This is a genomic window from Pseudomonas sp. MWU12-3088 (assembly GCF_023242405.1).
GTDB lineage: Bacteria > Pseudomonadota > Gammaproteobacteria > Pseudomonadales > Pseudomonadaceae > Aquipseudomonas > Aquipseudomonas kribbensis.
Genome location: NZ_JALJEA010000009.1, coordinates 221,827 through 245,187 on the forward strand (window position 1 = coordinate 221,827; position 23,361 = coordinate 245,187).

Below are 23,361 nucleotides of genomic sequence, written 5' to 3' on the forward strand. Positions count from 1 at the left end.
AAGTTCCGTACGTTTGACACATCACGCCGCCGTCATCTGCTCCCACCAGCCGAGCAGTCTGATCGCCTCTTCCTGACTGCTTCCGCAGACTTCGACATCGGCGCTGAACCCTGAACAGACCGCTGGACGTTCCGGTCGGCCGAAAATGCTGCACAGGTTTTCGACCGAGAGCTGAACGCAACGTTCGCCGGCAGGTTTGCCATCGGGCATGCCTGGAATCGGCGAGCTGATGGAGGGGGCAATGCAACAGGCGCCACAGCCTTCACGGCATTTCATGACGACGAGTTCCTCGCGACGGGCAATGTGTTAAAGGGACGCGGAACAGGGTAACCGCTAAAACGGCTGTTTTAAATTCCCTGAACCCGGGTTTTTACGCAGAAACGAAAGTGACTGACCAGTCTCCGACAAAGCGTCTGGTCTGCGGGTCACGGATCGATTGAATTTACTGCTTGAATTCGAAATCCAGCGCCGCGCCTTCGACTTCACGGCGTTCTTCGTTGCGTAGCTGCAACTGCATTTCGTTGCTTAGAAGACGACCGTTGAGCTGGAAGCCGCTGTTCTTCTCGCCAAACATCTGCGGCAGGATCGCTTCGCGCTTGGGCAGCGGCACGGCACCGACGGGTTTCAACTGCTGAACCATATCCCTGGGCAGGCTCAAGTCGAGTTTGGCCGGCGGTAACGGTGTCTTGGCCACTTCACGGGCCGATTTCGATTTTGAGGCGATTGGCGCACGTTTCTTCGCCGGGGCGGCTTTCTTCTGCTGCTTGTCCTTTGCAGGTACGGCTTTCTTGCTGGCCACCGGCTTTTTCACCGTGGAGGCTGTTGTCGGCTTTTCCGAAACGGCAGCGGCCATGACAGCTGGCGCGTGACCGATCATCAACAGACAAAGCACAATCCAGGCAGCAGGAAAAATCGCTTTCATGGAACCTACAACGCTAACGGCAGAGGGCCATATGCTCGCCTGTTGAACGCCGCATGACAAGCGCGCGACACAGTCTGTTCAGAAACCGCCGGCCATTTCCTGACACAGTTGAGTCGCCAGCAGACCCAAAGTCATCAACGCCCGTTCCGCCTCGCGATTCCACGGCGTGCCGCAATTCAGGCGGATACAGTGGTTGAACTGCTCGGTATTACTGAAGATCAATCCGGGTGCGATGCTGATGCCCTGCTGTAACGCGCGGACATGCAATTCCTGGGTGTTGACCCGCCCCGGCAGGCTCACCCAGAGAATGAAACCGCCCGTGGGCCGGGTCATTTGCGTGCCTTCAGGGAAGTACTGCTGCACCGCCAGCTGGAATGCGCTGAGGTTTTTTCGGTATTCCTGGCGGATGTACCGTAAATGCCGGTCATAACCGCCATTTTCCAGATAGGCGGCAATCGCCATTTGCGTGACGCTGCAAGCCGAATGCGTGGTGAAGGTCTGCAGACGCTGGATTTCCTGCTGATACTTGCCGGCGATCATCCAGCCCACACGCACGCCCGGCGACAAGGTCTTGGAGAAACTCGAACAGTAAATCACCCGATCCAGCCGGTCGTAGGCCTTGAGGGCCTTGGTGCGGCCCTGCTCGAACATCAGTTCGCCATAGATGTCGTCTTCGACGATCTGGATATCGAAATCCGAGGCCAGACGCAGCAATTGTTTTTGCCGCTCCTCGGGCATGGTACCGCCCAACGGGTTGCTCAGCCGGGTCGTCAGCACCAGGGCTTTGATCGACCATTGGTTGGCCGCCAGTTGCAGGGCTTCGAGACTCATGCCGGTGGCCGGATCGCTGGGGATTTCAATGACTTTCAGGCCGAGCAGGTCGGCCAGTTGCAGCAGTCCGTAATAGGTTGGCGATTCGGCGGCGATCAGATCGCCCGGGCGGGTCAGCACCCGCAGCGACATCTGCAAGGCATCGACACAACCGTGGGTGATCACCACTTCCGACGGATCGACCACCACACCGGCGTCGCGCATGCGGATCGCCACTTGTCGGCGCAATGGCTCGAAGCCCGGACTGAACATGTAGCTGAAAGCGCGCGGGCTATGGAATCGGGTGACCTTGGCCAATTGCTGATGCAGCGCGCGCACCGGCAAATAGTCGACGCTCGGCACCGCCGCGCCCAACGGGAACACGCCTTCGCGGCGCGATTCGACCAATACTTGCTGAATGATGCTGGCGCGGGTGACCAGGCCAGGTCGTTCGACCCGGGCAATGTCCGGGGTCGGTGCAGTCAGGGCCGGCGTCTGGTGTACGTAGTAACCGGATTGCGGCCGTGCACGGATCAGCCCCTGATCCTCGAGGTTGGCGTAAGCCTGCAACACCGTGGCATGGCTGACGTTGAGCTGCGAACTCATCTTGCGCACCGAAGGCACGCGCTCGCCCGGTTGATAGACGCCACGGCGGATGTCTTCGGCCAGCTGTTGAGCAATACGTTGGTAGAGCAAGAGATTGGTCATGACGCAGCACTCGATATCACGGGCGTTTTATTTTTGTGTGAACAATACCGGAACAGTTCTGAAGTGTACTGGGACAGTTGCCATATTAGTCAACCATACAGTCCAGTGTCGGATAAATCTGTACTGCTTTGTGAGGTAATCGACAGACGTAAAAAAGCCCGGCGCTGCATGACAGGCCGGGCTTTCCAGTAACGCCACCCTCAGCGGGCGGCGCCGAGCTGGCCCTTTTCGTCGGAGAACACGATTTCCACCCGACGGTTCTGTGCCCGCCCACGCTCGGAAGCGTTGGCGTCCACCGGGTATTCGTCACCGTAGCCTTCGACCTGAATGCGTTTTTCGTCGATACCCAGGTCCGTCAGCACGTCGGCAACCGACTGCGCGCGATCACGGGAAAGCTTGAGGTTTTCCTGTTTGCCGCCGGTGCTGTCGGTGTAACCCTCGATACGCACCACGCGTTTCGGATTGAGTTGCAGGAACTGCACGATCTTCAAGACCACGCGATTCGCCGAATTCTTCAGCTCCGCCTCGCCGGTGTCGAACAGCACGTCACCCAGGGTCATCACCAGTCCACGGTCAGTCTGGGTGGTGGCCAGTGCGACAATCTGTTCCTCCAGCCATTTACCCTGCTGCTGCACGCTCAACAGTTTGGACTCGCGCAGTGCCAGTTGCAGGCGTTGACGCTCAAGCTCCAGCTTCGCCGCACGCTCTTCGTTGAGCACCAGGTTGGTGTGCTCGCGGGCGATCTGGCTGTAGCGCTGGCTCAAGTAGGAGTAATGCGCCACGTCCGAGCCACTGCCCCAATAAGTGGACAGGCGATCGGCACGAGCCAGGGATTCACCGGCACGTATCACGTCTTTCGGCGCGATACGCAGCACATTGGAATCTTCCTTGACCTTCTGGAAGTCAGCGCTGGCTTCCTGCAAAGCAGTTTCGCTGTGTTGACCAGCGCAACCGTAAAGGCTGGCGCAACCCACCAGGATCAGAGTGCCGAAGGCTTTTGAAGTCAGGTTCATTGGGCATCCCCCAGTTGCTTGCGCAGGCGGACGATGCGGGTGTTGAGCACGTTCAGCTGCTCTTCGCTCTTCTGGGTCAGCACCTTGGCTTCGGCCAGGCGTGCATCCAGTTCGGCCTGTTCGGCACGCATCCGCGCGTTCTTGAAGGATTCGCCGGCCATGCTGCCCTTGGCTCGGTTGAACTTGTCATCTGCCAGTTTCATTTCCGGCACTTCGTCGGCGGTGGCGCCGACGGCCTTGGCCTGCTCCAGCGCCTGCTCGGTCAAGCGCATTTGTTCATTGGGTGCCGGATCGCTGGCGCAACCGGCCAGGGCCAGAACGGCCAGGGCCGTGAAAAGAACTCGATTACTCACTAAGAATCCCTACTGTTTTGGGGCGCTGACAGGTTGTTGCGGCGGCTGTTGCTGCTGCGCCTTCCAGCGCTCGATGTTGCGTTGCAGCGCGGCTTCCGTCAGGCCGGACGCGGGCAATTCTGTCATCTTTTTGGCCAGCTGTCCGCGTAACCACGGATCGTTGCAGGCCGAGTTGTGGGAAAGCGCAAGGAACAGACCGGGCCGGTCAATCGGTTGCTCGAAGGCCAGCAGATCATTGGCCATGCCCAATGCCTGCGCGGCCGCCATCCCGGAGTAACGGCCGGCGAGTACATATTCCACCTCGCCCAGCAGAAGTTTCTGCAAGGCCTGAGTGAGGTTTGCCGTACGGGTCAGGGTCAATTGCTTCTCGGCGAAAGTGCTGAATGCCTGGGTCATTCGAGACTTTTCCGACAATCCTCCTTGATGGCCCTGAAGGTCCTTCGCTTCGCTGTAGACCAGGGTCGAGCCCTTGCGGGTCCATACCAGATAGTCGTTTTCCAGCAACGGCGGATGAATGTAGTCGAGGTTTTCCAGCTCGTTGAAGGCCAGCGGCGCGTCGGCCAGCATGTCCATGCGCCCGCTGCGCACTTCGTCGAGGGCCTGCGAGCGCTTGCCGGCATACAGCAGCTCGACCTTGATGCCCAGGTCCTTCGCCACTTGCTGCAACAGGTCGGCACTCGCACCGATCAACTGTTTGGGATTCTGCGGATCCTGCCAGAGATACGGCGGTGCATCCGGGCTGCCGGTGACGACCAGTCGTTCGCATTTGCCCGCTGCCACGGACAACCCCGGCAGCAGGCTGGAACACAGCAATAACGAGAAGCCCAACCGGCGATGCAGATCCATGGCGAAACGCTCCCACTCAAATCCGAGACAAAAAAAGCCCGACCAACAGGCCGGGCTCTTTATAAGTGAAGCCGCCGGATTAGACCAGCTTCTCCAGCTCAGGTACGGCTTCGAACAGATCCGCCACCAGGCCGTAATCGGCCACTTGGAAGATCGGCGCTTCTTCGTCCTTGTTGATCGCAACGATCACTTTGGAGTCTTTCATGCCGGCCAGGTGCTGGATCGCGCCGGAGATACCGACGGCGATGTACAGCTGTGGTGCAACGATCTTGCCGGTCTGACCGACCTGCATGTCGTTCGGTACGAAACCTGCGTCGACCGCGGCGCGGGAAGCACCCACGGCAGCGCCCAGCTTGTCGGCCAGGGCGTACAGGTGTTTGAAGTTGTCACCGTTCTGCATGCCGCGGCCGCCGGAAACGACGATCTTGGCAGCGGTCAGCTCAGGACGATCGGATTTCGCAAGCTCTTCGCTGACGAAGCTGGAAGTGCCGGCGTTGTGAGCAGCGGCAACCGATTCAACGGCAGCCGAACCACCTTCAGCAGCAACCGGGTCGAAACCGGTGGCACGCACAGTGATCACTTTGATCGCAGCGGTCGATTGCACGGTAGCGATGGCGTTACCGGCGTAGATCGGACGCTTGAAGGTGTCAGCGCTTTCAACCGAGATGATCTCGGAGATCTGGTCAACGTCCAGCTGGGCGGCAACGCGCGGCAGGATGTTTTTGCCGTTGGAAGTGGCGGCAGCCAGGATGTGGCTGTAGCCAGCGCCCAGCTCTGCTACCAGAGGAGCAACGTTTTCCGGCAGCTGATGCGCGTAGGCAGCATTGTCAGCGTTCAGGACTTTGCTCACGCCAGCGATTTTCGCGGCGGCTTCAGCCACGGCGCCAGCGCCCTGGCCTGCAACCAGAACGTGGATGTCGCCGCCGATTTTGGCAGCGGCAGCCACGGTGTTCAGGGTGGCCGGGGCCAGCACCTTGTTGTCGTGTTCGGCGATTACCAAGATAGTCATGATCAGATTACCTTCGCTTCGTTTTTCAGTTTCTCGACCAGTTCAGCCACCGACTTGACCTTGATGCCCGCGCTGCGTGCAGCCGGCGCTTCGACTTTCAGGGTCTTGTTGGTGGAGGCGGTGGAAACGCCCAAAGCGTCCGGAGTCAGCGTCTCGAGAGGCTTCTTCTTGGCTTTCATGATGTTTGGCAGGGACGCGTAGCGCGGCTCGTTCAAACGCAGGTCGGTGGTGACGATCGCGGGCAGTTTCAGGGAAACGGTCTGCGCGCCGCCGTCGATTTCGCGGGTCACGGCAACGCTGTCGCCGGAGACTTCGACTTTCGAGGCGAAAGTGCCCTGACCGTAGCCGCTCAGTGCAGCGAGCATCTGGCCGGTCTGGTTGTTGTCGCTGTCGATGGCCTGTTTGCCCAGGATCACCAGCTGAGGCTGTTCCTTGTCGACCACGGCCTTGAGCAGCTTGGCCACGGCCAGGGAAGTCAGGTCTTCAGCGGATTCGACGAGGATGGCGCGGTCGGCACCCAGAGCCAGTGCGGTACGCAGCTGTTCCTGAGCGGTGGACGGGCCGATGGAGACGACGACGATTTCAGTCGCAACGCCTTTTTCTTTCAGGCGTACGGCTTCTTCCACTGCGATTTCGCAGAACGGGTTCATCGACATCTTGACGTTGGCGAGGTCTACGCCGGAATTGTCCGCCTTGACGCGAACCTTGACGTTGTAATCCACAACGCGTTTGACAGCTACAAGAACCTTCATGGATTCCTCGTTACTCTCCGGTGAAAAGAAAGTCGCCTAGGCGAACCTGGCGGTTGATGCTCATCGGGCACAAGGGCACCTCCAAAAACGCCGGCTGAGTCGGATGACCGTTCGTCAGTCGTGACCGACGAGTCATGCCGCTTCGCGGTGTGTAAACTGCGCGCCGAACCTGCGCTGCGCATCACCGGTTACCGCCTACGCCCTGTCTTTAGAGGTGCTCTTGAAACCACCATTCAGCCTACGGCGAGCGCAAAACCGCCCGTATCTTGACCGGAACGCCCATTCTGGTCAATACGCCAAAATGCCCTGTCATAAGCCGCGCTTCTTTGATTTCTCTGGGCTGGAGCCGATTCAAACAAACGTTTGTATTGGACGCTAAGAGTGGTGTAGATATAATGCGCCGCCTAGAGAGAAAGGTGGTTTGCCCATTATTAGCCTTGACGTTAACGTAAAGGCAATAACGGATACGACACCGAACCTCCAAATTAGAAAAAAAACTGTTGAGCCTTGAGTAGGAGATAGCCTGTGGAACGCGAATACATGGAATTCGACGTGGTCATCGTCGGTGCCGGCCCCGCTGGCCTGTCCGCCGCCTGCCGTCTGAAGCAGAAGGCCGCCGAAGCCGGTAAGGAAATCAGCGTCTGCGTGGTCGAAAAAGGCTCCGAAGTCGGCGCGCACATCCTGTCCGGTGCCGTATTCGAACCACGGGCCCTGAACGAACTGTTCCCTGACTGGAAAGAACTCGGCGCCCCGCTGAACACTCCTGTCACCCGCGATGACATTTTCGTGCTGAAAAACGCCGAAAGCGCGCAGAAGATTCCTGACTTCTTTGTGCCCAAGACCATGCACAACGAAGGCAACTACATCATCTCCCTCGGCAACCTGTGCCGCTGGCTGGCCCAGCAGGCCGAGAACCTGGGCGTGGAAATCTACCCGGGCTTCGCCGCTCAGGAAGCGCTGATCGATGAAAACGGCGTGGTGCGCGGGATAATCACCGGCGACCTCGGCGTCGATCGCGAAGGCCATCCGAAAGAAGGCCTGTACACCCCGGGCATGGAACTGCGTGGCAAATACACGCTGTTCGCCGAAGGCTGCCGTGGCCACATCGGCAAGCAACTGATCAAGCGCTACAACCTCGACAGCGATGCCGACGCCCAGCACTACGGCATCGGCCTGAAGGAAATCTGGGAAATCGACCCGGCCAAACACCAGCCAGGCCTGGTGGTGCACACCGCCGGTTGGCCGATGGACATCATGGGCACCGAGAACACCGGCGGCTCGTTCCTCTATCACCTGGAAAACAACCAGGTTGTAGTCGGCCTGATCGTCGATCTGTCCTACAGCAACACCTACCTGTCGCCATTCGACGAGTTCCAGCGCCTCAAGCATCACCCGGTTCTGAAGCAGTACCTGGAAGGCGGCAAGCGCATCAGCTACGGCGCGCGCGCCATCTGCAAGGGTGGCCTGAACTCGCTGCCGAAAATGGTGTTCAAGGGCGGTGCGCTGATCGGTTGCGACCTCGGCACCCTGAACTTCGCCAAGATCAAGGGCAGCCACACCGCGATGAAGTCCGGCATGCTCGCCGCTGAATCCGTGGCTGACGCGCTGTTTGCTGAAAAAGACGGCAGCGAAGAGCTGACCACCTACGTCGACGCCTTCAAGAAGAGCTGGCTCTACGAAGAACTGTTCGCCAGCCGCAACTTCGGCCCGGCGATCCACAAGTTCGGCGCCATCGTCGGCGGCGGTTTCAACTGGCTGGACCAGAACATCTTCGGCGGCAAACTGCCGTTCACCCTGCACGACACCAAGCCGGACTACGCCTGCCTCAAGCTCGCGGCCGACTGCAAGAAGATCGATTACCCGAAACCCGACGGCAAGATCAGCTTCGACAAGCTGAGCTCGGTGTTCATCTCCGGTACCAACCATGAAGAAGAACAGCCGTGCCACCTGAAGCTGACCGATCCGACCATCCCGTTGAGCCGCAACCTGCCGATGTACGACGAACCGGCGCAGCGCTACTGCCCGGCCGGCGTGTATGAAGTGATCACCAAGGAAGACGGCGAGAAGCGTTTCCAGATCAACGCCCAGAACTGCGTGCACTGCAAGACCTGTGACATCAAGGACCCTTCGCAGAACATCACCTGGGTGACGCCGGAAGGCGCCGGCGGTCCGACCTACCCGAATATGTAAGTCGATCCGCTGAACATCAAGGCTCCCTGTATGGGGGCCTTTTTGTTGCCTGCGATTTAAAAGATCAAGCCGCCCGCTCATCCCCCGGGCTGCGCTCGAAATAACGTTTGTACTCGCGACTGAACTGCGACGTGCTCTGATACCCCACCCGATGCGCTACCTGCGCCACACCCAGCCCCTCCGCGATCAACAACGTCTGCGCCTTCAACAAACGCAAACGCTTCAGATACTGCACCGGCGACAGCAACGTGCTGCGTTTGAAATGCTCATGAAAGGTCGAAACGCTCATGTTCGCGCAACTGGCCAGCGTCTCGACGTTCAACGGTTCGGTGTAGTGCGAGTGCAAATGGCTGATCGACGCCGCCACCCGGGCAAACTGCCCCTGCTGCTCCACCAGTGCGCGCAGCACATCGGCCTGAGGCCCGCGCAACGCCACGAACAACAATTCCCGCACCCGTGCCGGTCCGAGAATCTGGCATTCCAGCGGATCGTGCAGGCAGCGCAGCAAGCGTTCGACGCAACCGCGCATGTCATCGTCGAGCACCACCGAGGTCATCGACTCCGGTGTCTGCGCCGGAATATGTCGCCCCGGCGCCAGCCCCATGGCCAGCACCAGCTCACCGAGCAGCACCCGGTCGATCGCCACCGACACACCGAGCAACGGCGCGTCCGGCAACGCATAGGTTTCGCACTCGAACGGCACCGGCAATGCCTGGATCAGATAGTGCCCGGCGCCGTATTCCATGGTGCGCGGGCCGAGATACGCCAGTTTGCTGCCCTGGGCGATGATCATCAGGCTCGGTTCATAAATGTGCGGGCCACGGGCGACGTCGCAACTGGCGCGCAGCACCTGCACGCCCGGCAGCCCGGTCTGGCTGTAACCGTCGCGCAGCGCCAGCGGTTCGATCAGCGAAACCAGGGTGGCGTTGGCATCAAGGTGACGGGTCAATTGCATCGGGCGGCTCTTCAGAAAAAATCACGGAAAAAGGGATAAAAGCATCATCGCAGATCCTTTTGCCAATGCGACCGATCAACCCCGCATGCCGGAGGATTAGGCATGACACCCGGAGGAATCGCCATGGCCGGACGACCGGACGGCGCCCAGAATGCGCCGCCTCACCTGTCACTGCTTTTGCGAGGTTTCACATGTACACCGCCATCGGCTATGCCGCTCAAACGGCCACCACGCCCCTCGCCCCGATGAAGTTCGAACGCCGCAGCCCCCGTGCCGACGACGTCGCCATCGACATCCTGTACTGCGGCGTCTGCCACTCCGACATCCATCAGGCGCGCAACGAATGGGGCATCGCCGTTTACCCGCTGATGCCCGGCCACGAAATCGTCGGAAAAGTCACCGCTGTCGGTGCGAACGTCACCAAACATAAGGTAGGCGATCTGGTCGGTGTCGGCTGCATGGTCGATTCCTGCCGCACCTGCGAAGCCTGCCAGTCGAACCTCGAGCAATACTGCCTCGAAGGTCCGACCATGACCTATGCCACTCCCGACCGGGTCGACGGCAGCAACACCATGGGTGGTTATTCGGACAGCATCGTGGTCAACGAACACTTCGTGGTGCGCATCCCTGAGAAACTGGATCTGGCGGCTGCCGCACCGATTCTCTGCGCCGGCATCACCACCTACTCGCCACTCAAGCACTACGGCGTGAAGGCCGGCGACAAGGTCGGGATTCTCGGCATGGGCGGCCTCGGTCACATGGGCATCAAGTTCGCCAAGGCCATGGGCGCCGAAGTGACGCTGTTCACCCGTTCGGCGAGCAAGGCCGAGGAAGGTCGTCGCCAGGGCGCCGATCACGTGATCGTCTCCACCGACGAAGAACAGATGAAAGCCGCAGCCGGTCGTTTTGACTTCCTGCTCGACACCATTCCAGTGCAGCACGATCTCAACCCGTACCTCGACACCCTGCGCTTCGACGGCGTGCACATTCTGGTGGGCCTGATCGAACCGATCGATCCGCCGGTCCACGCCGCCAAACTGGTGCTGGGTCGTCGCGTATTGGCGGGCTCGTTGATCGGTGGCGTCGCCGAAACCCAGGAAGTGCTGGATTTCTGCGCCGAGCACAACATCAGCTGCGACATCGAAATGCTCGACATCCGCCAGATCAACGAGGCCTACGCCCGCATGATCGCCGGTGATGTGAAGTACCGTTTCGTGATCGACATGGCGACCTTGAAGCTTTAAACCTTCAAGCCTGCACTTTTAAACCAAGTTCCGCCGAGAGCCGGGCCGTGACCCCTTTGATCAGGGGAATCAGCTCGGCCATTTTCTCCAGCGGCATGTACGGCACAGTGCTGGCGATGCTGATCGCCGCGACGATGCGCTTGCTCGCGTCGCGGATCGGCGCCGCCACGCAACGGATCGACGGTTCGTTGTCTTCCAGATCGAACGCGTAGCCGCCGGCCACGTATTCGGTCATCCGCTGCTCCAACTGCTCCCACGACTGCTGGGGATGCTGCGGCCAGAACTGACTTTTCCCACCCGCCGGCAGGCTGATGTCGTACAGACGCTGCCAATCCTGCGGCGCGTCATCCAGCATCAGTGCCTTGCCGATTCCGGTGCGCGCCAGCGGCATGCGATGGCCGACCCGCGAGCGCATTTCCGGGCCGTTGCGCCCCGGATTCTTCAGCAAATAAAGCACCTCGTCCCCTTCACGAATCCCCAGGTGAACGGTGTCGCCGGTCAGCGCCGACAACTCGTCCAGATAAGGCCCGGCCAGGGTCACCAGCGGCAATTCTTCACGCGCCTGGAAACCCAGTTCAATCAGTTTCGGCCCCAGCAGATAACCGACTTGCGGCACGACACGCAGGTAACGCTCGTCCACCAGGCAACTGGCCAGACGATGGGTGGTGCTGCGGGTGGTGCCGATCAGGCGGGCAATCTCTTTGAGATCGCGGGCGCCACTGGCGACGGCCTGCACCACACCCAACCCGCGAAGCAGGGTCTGGGTGCCGGTCGGCGCGGCGTCCTTGGCGTTTTTCGGGGCGTCTTCCTGCATATCCAGCCTTTAGCGTTGAGCGAGGGAACGGGCGGCATTATGGTCGCCCGACAGGGACGACTACAACTCGATGCGCTCGACCTTGCCCACCAACAGCACGTAGGACAAAGCACCGATCAGGGCCAGAACCGCGATGTAAGTGATCGCCGGGGCGAACGAATCGCCGCTGGCCAGGAAGCCGATGACAATCGGCGTGGCAATTGCCGACAGGTTGCCGATGAAGTTGAACACCCCGCCCGTCAGTCCAAGCAACCGCGCCGGTGCCAGTGTCGAAACCAGCGACCAGGTGATCGACGCCAGCCCGTTGCCGAAAAACGCCAGGGCCAGGAAGGCAATCACCAGCGGCGTCGATTCAACGAAATTGGCGCCGATGATCGAGGTGGAAATCAGCAACCCGCCAATGATCGGCAATTTGCGTGCGAACCCGACGGTGCAACCACGGCGAATCAGGAAGTCGGAAAAGAACCCTGAGCACAGCACGCCGATAAACGCGGCGAGAAACGGCAGCGACGCCAGCAGGCCGGACTTGATGAAGTCCATGCCGCGATACTTCACCAGATAGGTCGGGAACCACGTCAGGAAAAACCACAGCGTCGAGTTGAGGCAAAACTGGCCGAGGTAAATCCCCCACAATTTGCGTTTGCTGAGGACGATGCCGAGATCGGTCCAGCTGAATTTCGCCTTCACTTTTGCAGTTTCGGCGGCGATGTCCACCAACCCGCCGCCCTCGCGGATCAAGTCGATTTCGCCTTCATTGGCGCCTTTGAAATCCCGTGGCTCGCGATACACCGCGTACCAGATCGCAGCCCAGACAATGCCCACCGCGCCGGTCACGACAAACACCATGTGCCAGCCAAATTCATGTTGCAGCCACGCCAGCACCGGCGTCAGAAACGCCAGCCCGACAAACTGCCCGGAGGTGTAGAAACCGATGGCCGTGGCCCGCTCGCGCTCGGGGAACCAGGTTGTCACCACGCGGCTGTTGATCGGATACGCCGGCGCTTCCAGCGCACCGACCGCCATGCGCAGCACGAACAGCGCGATGAAACTGGCGGCGAATCCGAGCATCACGGTGGCCAGCGACCACAACAGCAGCGCGACGCTGTACAGGATGCGCGGTGGCACTCGGTCCACCAGCCAGCCGCCGGGGATCTGCATGGCCGCATAGGTCCAGCCGAACGCCGAGAAGATCAGCCCGACGTGCACCGGGTCGATGCCCAGTTCGGTGGTGAGTGCCGGGGCGGCAATCGACAGGTTGCTGCGGTCAAGGTAGTTGATGACCACGGTGATGAACAGCAACACCATGATGAAGAATCGCTTGCGGCTGGGCGTGACTAACGTCGCTTGCCCGGTGAGGGTTTGCGGTTGCATGGAGAGCGCCTCTTCTTATGTTTATTGAGGTCGGGGGGGATGCAGATCTCCGCTCCCTGGAGATCAACCTGTGGGAGCGAGCTTGCTCGCGAAGCGATCTATCAGGCGACATCGGTTTCGAATGTGCCGCCCTCTTCGCGAGCAAGCTCGCTCCCACAGTGTTTGGTGTCGGGTCAGAAAAGACTCACCACTCGGCAAAACTGCCATCGGCATGACGCCAGATCGGGTTGCGCCAGCGGTGGCCGACCGCAGCCCGTTCGATCACGTATTCCTCGTTGATCTCGATCCCCAGCCCCGGGCCGTTGGGGATCTTCACGAAGCCTTTGTCGTAATCGAACACCCGTGGATCCTTCACGTAATCGAGCAGGTCGTTGCTCTCGTTGTAATGGATGCCCAGGCTCTGCTCCTGGATAAACGCGTTGTAACAAGCAGCGTCCAGTTGCAGACACGCCGCCAGTGCAATCGGCCCAAGCGGGCAGTGCAGCGCCAGCGCCACGTCGTAGGCTTCAGCCATGTTGGCGATCTTGCGGGTCTCAGTGATGCCGCCTGCGTGGGAGGCATCCGGCTGGATGATGTCGACGTAGCCTTCGCTCAACACCCGTTTAAAGTCCCAGCGCGAAAACAGTCGCTCGCCGACGGCAATCGGGGTGCTGGTCAGCGGCGCCAGTTCTTTCAGCGCTTCGTAGTTTTCGCTGAGCACCGGCTCTTCGATGAACATCAGTTTGTAAGGGTCGAGTTCCTTCATCAGCACCTTGGCCATCGGCTTGTGCACCCGGCCATGGAAGTCGACGCCGATGCCGACGTTCGGCCCCACCGCATCACGCACGGCGGCAACATTGGCCAGCGCTAGGTCGACTTTTTCGAAGGTATCGAGAAATTGCAGCTCCTCGGTGCCGTTCATTTTCACCGCAGTAAAACCGCGACTCACCGCCTCTTTCGCGGCCCGCGCGGTATCCGCCGGACGGTCGCCGCCGATCCACGAATACACGCGGATCTTGTCCCGCACCTGACCACCAAGCAGATCACTCACCGACACGCCGAGCGCCTTGCCCTTGATGTCCCACAACGCCTGGTCGATACCGGCCAGTGCGCTCATGTGGATTGCGCCGCCCCGGTAGAAGCCGCCGCGATACAGCACGGTCCAGATGTCTTCGATATTGCGTGGGTCTTTGCCGATCAGGTAGTCGGACAATTCCTCGACCGCAGCGGCGACGGTGTGGGCCCGGCCTTCGACCACAGGCTCACCCCAACCGGTCACGCCCTCGTCGGTTTCGACTTTCAGGAAACACCAGCGCGGCGGGACGATGAAGGTGGTCAGTTTGGTGATTTTCATCTTTTTGTCTCTCTTATAGATGCAGCGCACACAGCGCCAAAAAGTCTTAGCGAAGGGCTTTCCAGGCCGCCACGTAGGCCTTGGCATTGGCCGCCACTTGCTCAGTCGTCATGCCGGGTTTGAACAGCCCGGAACCGAGGCCGAAGCCTTTGACGCCGGCATCGATGAACACCTGCATGTTGTCCGGGGTTATGCCGCCGACCGGCGCCAGAATCGTCCCGACCGGCAGCACCGCCAGCCAGGCTTTAACCACCGCAGGGCCCATCTGCTCGGCCGGGAACAACTTGAGAATGTCGGCCCCCTCCTCCAGCGCCGCGAAGGCTTCAGTCGGCGTGGCAACGCCCGGCGACAGATACAGCCCCGCCGCTTTCGCCGCCCGCAACACCTTGGCATCGCTGTGGGGCATGACGATCACCTGGCCGCCGGCCTCCTTCACCAACTCCACCTGTTCCGGGGTCAGCACCGTGCCGGCACCGATCAGGCAATCGGCGGGCAGGGTCTTACGCAGGATGCGAATGCTTTCGTACGGCGCGGGGGAATTGAGCGGTACTTCGATGACGCGAAATCCGGCGGCATACAGGACTTCTCCGACAGCGGCGGCTTCCTGCGGATGCAGGCCGCGCAGGATCGCGATCAGACCGTTTTGCGCCAGTGCTTGCTTGAGCATGTCAGGCCTCCAGTCAGGGTTAACGGGATGAGGAATCGATCAGTCCGGCGGCGAGCGCCAGTTGCCACAGCCCACGCTCGGTAGCCTGCTCGGCCAGGGTCACCCGGGCGAAATCGCAGGCGTCGATGGCACGGCTGTAGCGAGCGCACAACTGCGCGTTGCCGATGAGGATGATCGAAGGAAGATGTGCGCTGTTGCGCCGGCGTCGTTGCACGGCGGCCAATGCTGTCAGCTCATGGCCGATCAGCAGGCCGGACAGATAGTCCGGTTGTGCGGTGGCGCCGAGTTCGCCGGTCAGACCGAGGCTACGGGCGCTGAACAACGTCGACAGTACGCCGATCTCGCCCTCGGCCGACAACGCCACCTGCACACCGCGATCAAATGCCTCGGCGTCGAACGTCGCGCTGTGCTGTTGGGTACGGCCGAGAATGCTGTGTTCACTGAGCACGGCGAACACTTCGCCGGTCATGAAGGTGTCGAAACGGGTGATGCAGCCGTCGGCTACTTCCACCCATTTCGAATGACTGCCCGGCAGGCCGATCAACAGATCATTGCCCGCCTCGTCCGGCAGATTCTGCAGGACGCCGAGGACCTGGGTTTCTTCGCCGCGCATCACGTTCGGCAGCTTTGAGCGCTGAATCACACCCGGCACGATGTGCACATCGACACCACGAAGACTGCGAACGGTTTGCAGGGATTTTCCGAGATCGGCGACGTTGGCCGGCGTATCGCGGTAGGACGCTTCGCGCCAGCCCTGAGCGCTGCCGACCATGCCGCAGGCAATCACCGGCAAATCGGGTTGCGAATCGAGCCAGTCGCCGCAGGCCTCGTCGAACGCCAGTTCAAAACCGTCGGAGCACTCACGACCGTTGATGACCCGCGGTGTCTTCGGCAACTGCATGATCCCGAACGACAGCGACCGCTGCGCCAGCACCTGCCCGCCCACACCGAGTTTGTAAGCACGTAGGGAGGTCGTCCCCCAATCGAGCGCGATCAATTGCGCCAGCATCGCTTCACCTGTTTTGTTATTGGCAGTGAGTGAGCTGGACTATAAACCCGGGCACAGCAAAATCTCAATATATAAATAACAATCCCATAATATGGGACATAGGCAAAAAAATACCGCAGCCAGTAACAGCGCCTTCAGAGAAATTCACTTTCCCTGCAGGAACTGTCTCCGGCTGCGGTATTCCTGGCGCGGCTCAGTTGCCCTCGGCAAACTCGCGCAATACCTTGCCATCCATGCGATACCTCACCCACTCCTCCTGCGGCTGGGCGCCGAGGGATTTGTAGAACTCGATGGCCGGGGTGTTCCAGTCCAGCACGCTCCATTCGAAGCGGCCGCAGTCGTTGGCGCAGGCGATTTTCGCAAGGTGGCGCAGCAGGGTTTTGCCGGCGCCGCCGCCCCGTTGCTCGGGGGTGATGTAGAGGTCTTCGAGGTACAGGCAGTTGCTGCCCAGCCAGGTCGAATAGCTGAAGAAGAACACCGCAAAACCGATCGGCAAACCGTCACGCAGGCAGATCAGGCCGTGGGCGGTGGCGCCTTCGCTGAACAGGCTGCGCTCGATGTCGGCGACGCTGGCGATGACTTCGTGACGGGCCTTTTCGAAGTCTGCAAGTTCAGTGATGAACGCGAGGATTTGCGGAGCATCGCTGGGGGTCGCCGGGCGGATTTCGATCGTCATGGACGGGCCTTGTCGGAAAAAGGAAAACGCCATACTAAGGCGGCGCGCGGCGCTCGTCACATGGCAATCCACGGATTAGGCTAGTGCGGCCGGTCACTCTGAAGGATATTCATGAACGCATTCGAACCACTGGCCCCACTCGCCGCCGAACTGCTGCCCCACGCACTGGAACCGTCGGAGGACGGCGCCCATGACCTGTCGCACCTGCAGCGGGTCTGGCACAACGCGCGTATTTTGCAGGCCGAGGAAGGCGGCGACCTTGAGGTGCTGCTGGCCGCTGTGCTGTTGCACGATTGCGTGGCCGTGGAAAAGAACTCGCCCCTGCGTTCACAGGCATCGCGCCTGGCAGCGGAAAAAGCATCAACGGTGCTGGCAAACCTTAACTGGCCAGAAGAAAAAGTCAGCGCCGTCATCCACGCCATCGAAGCCCACAGTTTTTCCGCCAACATCACACCGACAACCCTCGAAGCGCGGCTTATGCAGGACGCCGACCGTCTCGACTCCCTCGGCATGCTCGGCGTCGCCCGCACGTTCTACACCGCCGGGCGCATGGGCAGTGCGCTGTACGACCCGCACGATCCCGAAGCCCGGGAAAGGGACTACGACGACAAGCGATTCTGCCTCGATCATTTCCAGACCAAACTGCTGCACCTTGCCGAGGGTTTCCAGACCGCTGCCGGACAACGTCTGGCACGCATCCGTCATCAACGCCTGAAAGGTTTCATGGAGCAATTCAAGGAAGAGATCGGCGTCGTCTGAAGGCGTTACTCCGGTCATTCACGATCCTGAGATCGCCAAGCTCAGACCTAAACCGCGGGCCCGACGTGTTAGATAGATGACGCTCAATTTTTCCGGTCAAGGAACCGCGTCATGCCTCAAGCAACACCCCAGGTTTCGGGCAAACTGTTCGGCCTGTTCTGCCTCGCCAGTTATCTGTTGTCGCTGTCCTATGGCGCAACGTTTTTGCTCTCGCTGCTGATCGGTTCGCGCGGCGGCAACGAGCACGATGCCGGCAGCGTAATCAGTGCGGCGATGCTCAGCACCTTCGTTGCGGTGCTGGTGTCCGGGCACCTGTCCGACTGGCTGGGCGCGGCGCGTTCGATTGCGCTGTTCGGGCTGATGCTGGTGGCGGCGAGTCTCGGGTTTGCGATGACGCCGGGCTTCGGCCATCTGCTGCTGTTTTTCGGTTTGCTGCTTGGCTTGGGCTGGGGCGTGTTCTACACGCTGGGGCCGATCATCGTCGCCAGTCTGGTGAGCCCGGCACAGCGGGCGAAATACTTTGCGCTGCTGTCCGGCAGCATGATGACCGGCATCGGCAGCGGCCCGCTGCTCGGGCGTGCGGCGAGTGCGCTGGGTTTGCCGGTGACGTCGGCGTTCTATCTGGCGGCTGCGGCGAGTCTGATCGGCGTGCTGCTGTTCTGGCGTCTCGGCGCTCGATTGAAAGGCACACAGGCGACATCGGCAGCGCGAATCTCCTGGCAAGCGACTGCTCAGGTGCTCAGCTCCCGCGCGGTGTTTCCGATCATCATGGTCGGCCTCGGCGGTTGCGTGTTCGGGGGGCTGTCGAGTTTCCAGACCAGCTATGCCGCCGCCCGTTCGCTGGATTATTCGCTGTTCTTCCTGGGCTTCATGAGCGCCGCCATCAGCAGCCGGATGTTGATCGCAGGCTATGTGGTCAAGCGTGATCCGCTGCGGGCGTCGTGTCTGCTTTCGGGGTTGATGCTGGGCTCGATCGTGTTGTTTGCGTTCGGCGTGCAGAGCGGTTTCAGCTATCTGCTGGCAGCAGTGATGCTCGGTGTCGGTTACGGCCTCACCTACTCGGTGATTAACGGACTGGCAGCCAACGAAGCACCTATCGGCACCACGTCGCAGGCGTTGCTGCTGTTCAGTCTTTCTTATTTCATCGGTGTATTCGGCTTCCCGCTGCTGGCCGGAAAAATCATCGTCGAACACGGCATGGCGACGCTGTTGCTGACGGTGCTGGCGGTGGCGGCGTTGAACTGGTCGATCACCCTCGGCCGCCTGCTGTGGCGGAGGATGAAGGTAGAAAGTGCACTGACGAACTGAACCGTTCGTCATTCAATCGGCACCTATCCCACGCGAGGGCAGACCAAGATCAGGTAAGGATTCCAATCACTGGAGACACACCATGATCTCGTCAAGGTTGACTGCTTTCGTGTTTACCACCCTGCTCTGCCCCGTGGCGTTCGCCGCGACTGCCACGGGCACCGGCCCCACTGACCCGGTCACACCACCGCGCGCGCCTGCGATCAACAGCGCTCCCGGGATGAATACCGATGGCTCCGGCGTTCCGCTGATCAATCAGCCGCCGGCCACCGGAACCGATCCGCGCACCCAGGGCAATGACCCGGGTCGTCAGGGCGGAATGAACACGCCGGATTCTCCCACCACTCCCGACAACTCCGGCTCCGGCATCGGTTCGAAAACCACCACCGGAGGCTCGGGTTCCGAAGGCACCGGTCAGTAGGCGGAAGATTCGCGGATCAGCGCATCGACTTCGTCAGAGCCCGGCGCGGTCGCCGGCCCCCAGCGAGTGACGGCCAACGCCGCGGCGGCGTTGGCGCGCCTCGCGGCTTCATCAGCCGCCAGACCTCGCGCCAGCCCGGCCACGAACACACCGGCATGGGCATCGCCGGCGCCGTTGCTGTCCACGGCCTGCACCTTGAAGCCCGGCACATGCTGGCGTTCGCCGTGCTGATGAATCCAGCAGCCTTGCGGGCCGTCGCGCACCACCATCAGCACACCCTTTGGCAAGTGCACGGCCAAGCGATCCAACGCCGTTTCGATGTCCGCTGCGCCGGTGAAACGCAGCGCCTCGACACTGTTGCTGGTCCACACGTCGATGCGTGGCAGCAGCGCCTGCATCATCGGTGAGTCCGGTGATTCCACCAGCGGGCCCGGATCGAACACCACGTTGATCGTCTTCGGCAACGCCAGCGTCCAGTCCAGCAATGCCTGGGCCTTGCCGCTGTGCAACAGGCTGTAGCCACTGACGTAGACATAGTCCCCGGCCTCGGCGGCAACGCTGTCCAGCTCCGCCATCGTCACTTCACCTTCAGCGCCGATGTAGGAAATGAAACTGCGCTCGGCGGACGCATCGGTCAGCGCCACGCAGATGCCGGTGTCGCGTTCTGCAGGCTGTTCGATGCCGATGCGAATGCCTTCGGCGTTCATCGCCTGCCGCGCCAGATCGCCGAAACGACCGTTGCCGTGGCGACCCAGATAGACCACCGGCAAACCGTTACGCGCGGCGGCAGCCATCACATTGAAGCCGCCACCGGCTTCGAAACTGGCGGACTGCGCCAGCACGTCGCCGCCGATCTGCGGCAGTGCATCCACGGCCATGACCAGGTCGATGATGACCTGGCCGGTGTGCAACATCTTAGGCATGAGCATTCTCGGTTTGCGCAGCGCGGCGGTCTTTCGCCCCGCCGAGTACGAAGTAAATGCCGCCGGCCACCACGAAGGTCACGATCCAGCCAAGGCCGTTATGACCCAGCCAGGAATCCGACAGAAAGCCCTTGAACCAGACGTTCTCGGCGGTGGTGCCGATGGTGGTGAAACTGAAGCCCAGCACGATGGCAATCGCCCACGCGCCGAACGCGCGCCACTCGATGCCGCCGCTGTACCAATAGGCGCTGCTCGGGCTGACATCGAGCAGGTCTTTGGGGCTGTAGTAATGACGGTGAATCAGGTCGACCACGAAGATCCCGACCCACGCGGTGATCGGCACCGCCAGCAGGGAGATGAAGGTAATGAACGGGCCATAGAAACTATCGGCGATCAGCATGAAGTAGATCGAACCGGCGAAGATCGCGACGATGTCGACCACCACCGCGTACACGCGCTTGACCTTCAGGCCGAGGGTCAGCGTGGTCAGGCCGGCGGAGTACACCGACAGGTTGTTCGACAGCAGCAGGCCGCCGAATGCGGTGATCAGGTACGGCACGGCCATCCAGGTCGGCAGCATGTCGCGGATCGCCACGATCGGGTCAGTCGCCGAGGCCAGATCGTTGTTGCCCACCGACAGCAGGCCGCCGAGGGTGATCAGCAGTACCAGCGGAATCCCCGCACCGAACGCCGCCGAAGCGACCAGGCGCACGGCTTTTACACTGCGATGCTGATAGCGCGACATGTCGGCGCCAGCATTCGCCCAGCCGATCCCGGTGCCGGCCGCCATGGTGCCGATACCGATGATCATCGCGCTCATCGGCGCTGGCGTGGCGTTGAACACCGCGCTCCAGTCGATGGTCGTGCAGAGGAAGCCGCCCACCAGAATGTTCAGCGCGCCGAACACGTAGGTCGCCCACTTCTGGATCACCAGCAAGGTGGCGTGGCCGAGGCCGGACACCGACAGGGTCAGCAGCACGAAAATCGCGATGAAGATCAGGGTCAGCACCGGTGCGCTTTTGGCTTCCACCGGCGAGCCGAACAGGATCGAGCACAGCGACAGCAGCACGAACGCCGCCGTGGTGGTGTTGACGGTTTCCCAGCCCAGGCGCGACATCAGCGAGACCAGCGTCGGGCCGATATTGCCCCGAACACCGAAGATCGCCCGCGACAGCGTCAGGCTCGGCGCACGACCGCGACGGCCAGCAATCGAGATGATCCCCACCACCGCGAACGAGCCGGCAGCACCGAGGATCGCGACGATGATTGCCTGCCAGATCGCCAGGCCACGAAACGCAACCAGCGTGGCGCCCAGCGGCAGGCCGAGGATGGAAATGTTGGCCGCAAACCAGACCCAGAACAGTTGCAGCGGATGGCCGTTGCACTCGCCTTCCGGCACCGGTTCGATGCCCCGGGTTTCCAGTTGCCCGGCGCTTTGCCCGGCGTTCGATGAACTCATGAGAAATGCTCCTGTTGCCATTGTTGTGGTTGTCGGCAAGACAGTTGATTGACGTGTGGCGGGCGGCGTTTCAGCGCAGCGCGAGGAGTCCTTTCACCAACGGTTCCAGCTCCAGATCGTTGACGGCTTTGACGGTTTCAATCATCGCCGCCGGCCAACTCTGCAGACCCAGGCAGGCCCCAAGCATGGCGCCGAGAATCGCGGCGATGGTGTCGGTGTCGCCACCCAGACTGGCGGCCATGCACAGCGCATCGAACGGCGACATTTCTCCCACAGCGACTTGCTGCGCGAGGGCAAACGAAACCACCACCGATTCCTGCGACGCCACCGAGGTGCCGATCACGTCGTACAGCAGATCCGCGAGCAACACCGGATCACTCTCGACACTGATACTGCGCGCCCAACTGATCCGCGACGCGATGCGCCCACCGGCAACCCAATGCCCGTGCGCCTCAGCTTGCTGGGCGATCTGCTGGCCGAGGTTCAGCGCCTCGCCCAGATCCAGGCCGTTGATGCCGGCCGAAACCACCGCCGCCACCGCCGCCGCGCTGGAAATCCCCAGCGTGGTGTTGTGAGTGACCTGACAGGCCTGCACCACCGCCGCAATAAAGCGCCCGGGGTCGGCGACATCCGCTGCAATCCCCACCGGCGTGATGCGCATCGCCGCGCCGTTGGTAGTGCCGTAGCGCCCAGCCTCCTCCGGCGAATGGCCGGCGAGGATCATCTCGATCGCACGTTTGGTGGATGGGCCGAGCAGGTCCTGCGAGCCCTTGGCCTGCATCTCGGCTTCCCATTCGATCAACCGTTGCGCCAGCACCGCCGGTTCGATCCGACCGCGACCTTCGACCAGCAACTCGCCGACCAGAATCGCCTGTTCGGTGTCATCGGTGATCGAGCCTTTAGGCATGTTCGCGGCAATCGGCTGCAAGGGGCCGGCGTCTTGCAGATCGGTGATCTGGCCGAAGCGCTGCTTGATGGTTTCGCGATTCAGGGATTGCGTCGGCATGCCCAGCGCATCGCCGAGGGCCAGGCCATAAAACGCGCCCAGGGCACGGTCGAGGGCGGTCATTTCGATTCTCCAAATTGCAGGTGCAGACGGAAATGCACCGGGTCGAGCAGGCTTTCGACTTGCTCCATGAAGCGGTTCTGCCGGTCGTAGGTGGTGCGCAGCGCTTTCAGAAAAACCGTGCCTTCAGGTCGGCCGAGCAGTTCTGCGTCCACCGCGTTGAGCGGCTCGGCACCGATCCACTGATCGCCGCGTTCGCCGATGTAGCCGTAGGCCGCCAGGGTGACGGTCAGCGAATTGTCGATCAGACCCACGCGCGGCAGGCTTTCCAGGCCTCCGGTGGCGGGCATCAATGAGCGTTCGAGGGACACCAGCGTGCCGTCGTTGGAGCGGCGGCGACGATCGAGGGTGATGAATTGGTCGGTGCCGAAGCGCGGCAGCAGATCGGGCCGGGTCACGGCTTCCAGGCGCAACACTTCGGTGTTGATCAGCGCCCCGCTGTCGGCCAGAGCCTGGGCCCAGCCGCTGCGCTGATCGAGCACTACACCGTCGAAAGTGACGATGGAACCGACCCCGCTTTGCGTGGCGATGTAATTGCGCCGTTTCAGTTCGGCCAGCGCTTCGCGCAACGTGCCACGGCTGACGTTGAATTCCTGAGCCAACTGATGCTCGCCGGGCAACAGAAAGCCGTCCTCCATGAGGCCGCTTTCGATGCGTCGGACGAGCTCGTCGACCACCCGTTGTTTCTTGTCAAATCGTACCTGTCTAATCATGTACAAAGTGATAACCGAAACGGGTTGGGACGGGCAAGGT

Annotated in this window: 24 protein-coding genes; 5 read left to right on the plus strand and 19 right to left on the minus strand. The window is 61.2% G+C overall.

All coding sequences use genetic code 11. The features are described from left to right. Positions 1–21: 21 nt before the first annotated feature. The 8 genes from M5B98_RS21225 to M5B98_RS21260 form a co-directional block, all read right to left on the minus strand. Positions 22–276 (minus strand): YkgJ family cysteine cluster protein, encoded by a 255-nt coding sequence (locus tag M5B98_RS21225; protein ID WP_085710899.1) that lies wholly within the window; start codon positions 274–276, stop codon positions 22–24. A gap of 166 nt (positions 277–442) precedes the next feature. After that, on the minus strand, positions 443–922 hold the full coding sequence (locus M5B98_RS21230) for a translation initiation factor 2 (RefSeq protein WP_248743870.1): 480 nt from the start codon (positions 920–922) through the stop codon (positions 443–445). Positions 923–1,000: 78 nt separating this feature from the next. Then, the gene (locus M5B98_RS21235; RefSeq protein WP_096820992.1) at positions 1,001–2,440 is read right to left on the minus strand and encodes a PLP-dependent aminotransferase family protein; all 1,440 of its coding nucleotides are present in this window, start codon (positions 2,438–2,440) and stop codon (positions 1,001–1,003) included. A gap of 200 nt (positions 2,441–2,640) precedes the next feature. Next, positions 2,641–3,453, minus strand: a complete 813-nt coding sequence (locus M5B98_RS21240) for an OmpA family protein (protein WP_134827730.1) — start codon at positions 3,451–3,453, stop codon at positions 2,641–2,643. Beyond that, entirely contained in the window at positions 3,450–3,806 is a 357-nt protein-coding gene (locus M5B98_RS21245; protein ID WP_248743871.1) for a DUF4398 domain-containing protein, read from the minus strand. Before M5B98_RS21245 ends, M5B98_RS21240 begins: the two co-directional genes overlap by 4 nt. Positions 3,807–3,815: 9 nt before the next feature. After that, positions 3,816–4,652, minus strand: coding sequence for a substrate-binding periplasmic protein (locus M5B98_RS21250; protein ID WP_248740143.1), 837 nt, complete (start codon positions 4,650–4,652; stop codon positions 3,816–3,818). A gap of 79 nt (positions 4,653–4,731) precedes the next feature. Next, the gene (locus tag M5B98_RS21255; RefSeq protein WP_007950863.1) at positions 4,732–5,661 is read right to left on the minus strand and encodes an electron transfer flavoprotein subunit alpha/FixB family protein; all 930 of its coding nucleotides are present in this window, start codon (positions 5,659–5,661) and stop codon (positions 4,732–4,734) included. A gap of 2 nt (positions 5,662–5,663) precedes the next feature. Continuing rightward, the gene (locus tag M5B98_RS21260; protein WP_007950859.1) at positions 5,664–6,413 is read right to left on the minus strand and encodes an electron transfer flavoprotein subunit beta/FixA family protein; all 750 of its coding nucleotides are present in this window, start codon (positions 6,411–6,413) and stop codon (positions 5,664–5,666) included. 525 nt (positions 6,414–6,938) lie between these two features. Between M5B98_RS21260 and M5B98_RS21265 the strand changes: the two genes are divergently transcribed. Further along, positions 6,939–8,603 (plus strand): electron transfer flavoprotein-ubiquinone oxidoreductase, encoded by a 1,665-nt coding sequence (locus M5B98_RS21265; RefSeq protein WP_192552176.1) that lies wholly within the window; start codon positions 6,939–6,941, stop codon positions 8,601–8,603. A gap of 64 nt (positions 8,604–8,667) precedes the next feature. Here the strand turns inward: M5B98_RS21265 and M5B98_RS21270 are convergent, their stop codons facing one another. After that, positions 8,668–9,558, minus strand: coding sequence for an AraC family transcriptional regulator (locus M5B98_RS21270; RefSeq protein ID WP_007950856.1), 891 nt, complete (start codon positions 9,556–9,558; stop codon positions 8,668–8,670). 191 nt (positions 9,559–9,749) lie between these two features. On the opposite strand from M5B98_RS21270, the gene M5B98_RS21275 reads away from it, so the two are divergent. Beyond that, on the plus strand, positions 9,750–10,802 hold the full coding sequence (locus tag M5B98_RS21275; protein WP_248743872.1) for an NAD(P)-dependent alcohol dehydrogenase: 1,053 nt from the start codon (positions 9,750–9,752) through the stop codon (positions 10,800–10,802). Positions 10,803–10,806: 4 nt separating this feature from the next. On the opposite strand, the gene M5B98_RS21280 is transcribed toward M5B98_RS21275, so the two are convergent. The 6 genes from M5B98_RS21280 to M5B98_RS21305 all read right to left on the minus strand — a co-directional run bounded on the left by M5B98_RS21280 (position 10,807) and on the right by M5B98_RS21305 (position 16,672). After that, positions 10,807–11,616: an IclR family transcriptional regulator gene (locus M5B98_RS21280; protein ID WP_248743873.1), complete on the minus strand. Its 810-nt coding sequence runs from the start codon at positions 11,614–11,616 to the stop codon at positions 10,807–10,809. A 60-nt stretch (positions 11,617–11,676) separates the two neighbouring features. Beyond that, positions 11,677–12,987 (minus strand): MFS transporter, encoded by a 1,311-nt coding sequence (locus tag M5B98_RS21285; protein ID WP_192558684.1) that lies wholly within the window; start codon positions 12,985–12,987, stop codon positions 11,677–11,679. A 184-nt stretch (positions 12,988–13,171) separates the two neighbouring features. Then, on the minus strand, positions 13,172–14,320 hold the full coding sequence (gene dgoD / locus M5B98_RS21290) for a galactonate dehydratase (RefSeq protein ID WP_248743874.1): 1,149 nt from the start codon (positions 14,318–14,320) through the stop codon (positions 13,172–13,174). A 46-nt stretch (positions 14,321–14,366) separates the two neighbouring features. Beyond that, complete coding sequence (locus M5B98_RS21295; protein ID WP_085710908.1) at positions 14,367–14,987, minus strand: 2-dehydro-3-deoxy-6-phosphogalactonate aldolase; 621 nt, start codon at positions 14,985–14,987, stop codon at positions 14,367–14,369. Positions 14,988–15,006: 19 nt separating this feature from the next. Continuing rightward, a complete protein-coding gene (locus M5B98_RS21300) occupies positions 15,007–15,996 on the minus strand; it encodes a 2-dehydro-3-deoxygalactonokinase (RefSeq protein ID WP_248743875.1) in 990 nt (329 codons plus the stop codon). Between the two features lie 193 nt (positions 15,997–16,189). Further along, a complete protein-coding gene (locus M5B98_RS21305) occupies positions 16,190–16,672 on the minus strand; it encodes a GNAT family N-acetyltransferase (RefSeq protein ID WP_039770630.1) in 483 nt (160 codons plus the stop codon). Between the two features lie 111 nt (positions 16,673–16,783). On the opposite strand from M5B98_RS21305, the gene M5B98_RS21310 reads away from it, so the two are divergent. The 3 genes from M5B98_RS21310 (at position 16,784) to M5B98_RS21320 (ending at position 19,160) form a co-directional block, all read left to right on the plus strand. Then, complete coding sequence (locus M5B98_RS21310; protein WP_248743876.1) at positions 16,784–17,431, plus strand: HD domain-containing protein; 648 nt, start codon at positions 16,784–16,786, stop codon at positions 17,429–17,431. 111 nt (positions 17,432–17,542) lie between these two features. Next, positions 17,543–18,739 carry an MFS transporter gene (locus tag M5B98_RS21315; RefSeq protein WP_248743877.1) on the plus strand — a complete coding sequence of 399 codons (1,197 nt, stop codon included), beginning with the start codon at positions 17,543–17,545 and terminating at the stop codon, positions 18,737–18,739. 82 nt (positions 18,740–18,821) lie between these two features. Next, positions 18,822–19,160, plus strand: coding sequence for a hypothetical protein (locus M5B98_RS21320; protein WP_248743878.1), 339 nt, complete (start codon positions 18,822–18,824; stop codon positions 19,158–19,160). On the opposite strand, the gene M5B98_RS21325 is transcribed toward M5B98_RS21320, so the two are convergent. The 4 genes from M5B98_RS21325 to M5B98_RS21340 all read right to left on the minus strand — a co-directional run bounded on the left by M5B98_RS21325 (position 19,154) and on the right by M5B98_RS21340 (position 23,321). Then, the gene (locus tag M5B98_RS21325; protein ID WP_248743879.1) at positions 19,154–20,083 is read right to left on the minus strand and encodes a PfkB family carbohydrate kinase; all 930 of its coding nucleotides are present in this window, start codon (positions 20,081–20,083) and stop codon (positions 19,154–19,156) included. The two genes, M5B98_RS21320 and M5B98_RS21325, sit on opposite strands and share 7 nt — an antisense overlap. Next, positions 20,076–21,542 carry a purine-cytosine permease family protein gene (locus tag M5B98_RS21330; RefSeq protein ID WP_248743880.1) on the minus strand — a complete coding sequence of 489 codons (1,467 nt, stop codon included), beginning with the start codon at positions 21,540–21,542 and terminating at the stop codon, positions 20,076–20,078. Before M5B98_RS21330 ends, M5B98_RS21325 begins: the two co-directional genes overlap by 8 nt. 70 nt (positions 21,543–21,612) lie before the next feature. Further along, complete coding sequence (locus M5B98_RS21335; protein ID WP_248743881.1) at positions 21,613–22,611, minus strand: ADP-ribosylglycohydrolase family protein; 999 nt, start codon at positions 22,609–22,611, stop codon at positions 21,613–21,615. Beyond that, entirely contained in the window at positions 22,608–23,321 is a 714-nt protein-coding gene (locus tag M5B98_RS21340) for a GntR family transcriptional regulator (protein ID WP_085710916.1), read from the minus strand. The genes M5B98_RS21335 and M5B98_RS21340 overlap by 4 nt, the downstream gene beginning before the upstream one ends. Between the last annotated feature and the right edge of the window lie 40 nt (positions 23,322–23,361).

Excerpts from the sequence above, each read along its gene's own strand:
- M5B98_RS21280 (WP_248743873.1), bottom strand. The coding sequence starts at position 11,616 with ATGCAGGAAGACGCCCCGAAAAACGCCAAGGACGCCGCGCCGACCGGC.
- M5B98_RS21330 (WP_248743880.1), bottom strand. The coding sequence starts at position 21,542 with ATGAGTTCATCGAACGCCGGGCAAAGCGCCGGGCAACTGGAAACCCGG.
- M5B98_RS21315 (WP_248743877.1), top strand. The coding sequence starts at position 17,543 with ATGCCTCAAGCAACACCCCAGGTTTCGGGCAAACTGTTCGGCCTGTTC.
- M5B98_RS21225 (WP_085710899.1), bottom strand. The coding sequence starts at position 276 with ATGAAATGCCGTGAAGGCTGTGGCGCCTGTTGCATTGCCCCCTCCATC.
- M5B98_RS21250 (WP_248740143.1), bottom strand. The coding sequence starts at position 4,652 with ATGGATCTGCATCGCCGGTTGGGCTTCTCGTTATTGCTGTGTTCCAGC.
- M5B98_RS21240 (WP_134827730.1), bottom strand. The coding sequence starts at position 3,453 with ATGAACCTGACTTCAAAAGCCTTCGGCACTCTGATCCTGGTGGGTTGC.
- M5B98_RS21325 (WP_248743879.1), bottom strand. The coding sequence starts at position 20,083 with ATGCCTAAGATGTTGCACACCGGCCAGGTCATCATCGACCTGGTCATG.
- dgoD (WP_248743874.1), bottom strand. The coding sequence starts at position 14,320 with ATGAAAATCACCAAACTGACCACCTTCATCGTCCCGCCGCGCTGGTGT.
- M5B98_RS21305 (WP_039770630.1), bottom strand. The coding sequence starts at position 16,672 with ATGACGATCGAAATCCGCCCGGCGACCCCCAGCGATGCTCCGCAAATC.
- M5B98_RS21285 (WP_192558684.1), bottom strand. The coding sequence starts at position 12,987 with ATGCAACCGCAAACCCTCACCGGGCAAGCGACGTTAGTCACGCCCAGC.
- M5B98_RS21340 (WP_085710916.1), bottom strand. The coding sequence starts at position 23,321 with ATGATTAGACAGGTACGATTTGACAAGAAACAACGGGTGGTCGACGAG.
- M5B98_RS21335 (WP_248743881.1), bottom strand. The coding sequence starts at position 22,611 with ATGACCGCCCTCGACCGTGCCCTGGGCGCGTTTTATGGCCTGGCCCTC.
- M5B98_RS21260 (WP_007950859.1), bottom strand. The coding sequence starts at position 6,413 with ATGAAGGTTCTTGTAGCTGTCAAACGCGTTGTGGATTACAACGTCAAG.
- M5B98_RS21300 (WP_248743875.1), bottom strand. The coding sequence starts at position 15,996 with ATGCTGGCGCAATTGATCGCGCTCGATTGGGGGACGACCTCCCTACGT.
- M5B98_RS21320 (WP_248743878.1), top strand. The coding sequence starts at position 18,822 with ATGATCTCGTCAAGGTTGACTGCTTTCGTGTTTACCACCCTGCTCTGC.
- M5B98_RS21275 (WP_248743872.1), top strand. The coding sequence starts at position 9,750 with ATGTACACCGCCATCGGCTATGCCGCTCAAACGGCCACCACGCCCCTC.
- M5B98_RS21270 (WP_007950856.1), bottom strand. The coding sequence starts at position 9,558 with ATGCAATTGACCCGTCACCTTGATGCCAACGCCACCCTGGTTTCGCTG.
- M5B98_RS21310 (WP_248743876.1), top strand. The coding sequence starts at position 16,784 with ATGAACGCATTCGAACCACTGGCCCCACTCGCCGCCGAACTGCTGCCC.
- M5B98_RS21255 (WP_007950863.1), bottom strand. The coding sequence starts at position 5,661 with ATGACTATCTTGGTAATCGCCGAACACGACAACAAGGTGCTGGCCCCG.
- M5B98_RS21295 (WP_085710908.1), bottom strand. The coding sequence starts at position 14,987 with ATGCTCAAGCAAGCACTGGCGCAAAACGGTCTGATCGCGATCCTGCGC.
- M5B98_RS21235 (WP_096820992.1), bottom strand. The coding sequence starts at position 2,440 with ATGACCAATCTCTTGCTCTACCAACGTATTGCTCAACAGCTGGCCGAA.
- M5B98_RS21230 (WP_248743870.1), bottom strand. The coding sequence starts at position 922 with ATGAAAGCGATTTTTCCTGCTGCCTGGATTGTGCTTTGTCTGTTGATG.